This window comes from Sphingomonas sp. 1185, assembly GCF_040544655.1.
Lineage (GTDB): Bacteria > Pseudomonadota > Alphaproteobacteria > Sphingomonadales > Sphingomonadaceae > Sphingomonas.
In genome coordinates, this window is the sequence record NZ_JBEPKL010000066.1 from 1 (window position 1) to 1,223 (window position 1,223).

The 1,223-nt window shown below is 62.6% G+C and carries 1 protein-coding gene and 1 tRNA gene; one reads left to right on the forward strand and one right to left on the reverse strand.

Features of this window, described 5'->3' with window-relative positions:
• Window positions 1–18 precede the first annotated feature (18 nt).
• Window positions 19–95 (forward strand) — tRNA-Met (locus ABIC44_RS19605).
• Here ABIC44_RS19605 and ABIC44_RS19610 read toward each other — a convergent pair.
• Window positions 52–1,173, reverse strand: a complete 1,122-nt coding sequence (locus ABIC44_RS19610; protein WP_354297096.1) for a recombinase family protein — start codon at window positions 1,171–1,173, stop codon at window positions 52–54. The genes ABIC44_RS19605 and ABIC44_RS19610 overlap by 44 nt on opposite strands.
• Between the last annotated feature and the right edge of the window lie 50 nt (window positions 1,174–1,223).

A 1,223-nucleotide genomic window follows, 5' to 3' on the forward strand; every position in this document is an offset into this window, starting at 1 on the left:
GTCCCTCCACAACACCTCCGCGGGGTGGAGCAGCCCGGTAGCTCGTCAGGCTCATAACCTGAAGGCCGCAGGTTCAAATCCTGCCCCCGCAACCACCGCCTTAGAACGCGATACGCCGCCCTCACGGGCGGCGTTGTCGTTTATGGCGTACGCCACCAGCGACGCTACGCTGGCCACCACCTCTGCCGCGGGACCCTCCGGTTCATCCGGATAGATCGTCACGCTCTCGATAAGCCGCGACATGATCGATGCAGCCTGCCCGCGGACCGCAGGATCTTCCAGCGTGCTGCGCAAGGCGGCGATCCGCGCCCGAAACTGAGCCTGCAAAACGAATGGCGTTGGAAGCGGGGGTTGCGAAGCCACCCCTCTGTCGACGGTAGCGTTTCGCGAGATCAGACGGGCCTTCTCCGTCTCCCGTTCGTCGATCATCTGACGGAGGGCAGGGGTCGCGATACCCGCCAGCAGATTTTCATACAGATTGCCGAGTTCGCGCTCGAGTTGCTGCAGCCGGATCCTGGCCGTGTCAGCCTCATGGCTGTCGATCCGCGCAAGCCGCGTGGCTTCGCGCTCATATTCCGCAATGAACAGGCGGACATGGTCTTCGGTGAGCAGGTGGTGCTGGATAACCGTCAGGCTTGCCTCTTCCAGCGGCCCCTTGCGGACCGATAGCCTGTTGTCACAGGTGCCACGTTCCTTCTGACCGGCGCAGCGATAATAGTCCTTACCGCTGATCGTGTAGTTGGAGCCGCAGCAACTGCATCGGATCAGTCCGGATAGCAGATGCCTGTTACGATTACCCTGGGCCAGCGGCAGCGACGTGATGGAGCGCTTGCGGGCGTTCATTTCCGCTTGGACCGCCTCGAAGTCACTATCATCGACGATGCGGAGGTCCGGGACTCCCACCTCGATCCACTCGCTCGGGTCTCGAAGCTGATAGCGCCGTTCGCGTTTTTCCGAGTCCGGATCGCGGCGCCAGTGTCGACGTTTCCAGACAAGCCGTCCTGTGTAGAGGGGGTTGTTGAGGATGCCGACCAGCTTCTTTGGGTCGCCCCGGATGGTCGAGGCATTCCATGGCCCGCCACGGGGCCCGGGAACGCCGTCAGCGTTCAGGCGGGTGGCAATCTGGATGGACGACAGGCCGCCAGCGAACCATCGATAAATTTGGCGAACCATGTCTGCCTTTGCCTCGTCGATCGCGAGCAGCCCACGGACGAGTTCGCCTT

Bases quoted from the DNA above. Each gene is read 5' to 3' on its own strand.
- ABIC44_RS19610 (WP_354297096.1), bottom strand. From the start codon at position 1,173: ATGGTTCGCCAAATTTATCGATGGTTCGCTGGCGGCCTGTCGTCCATC.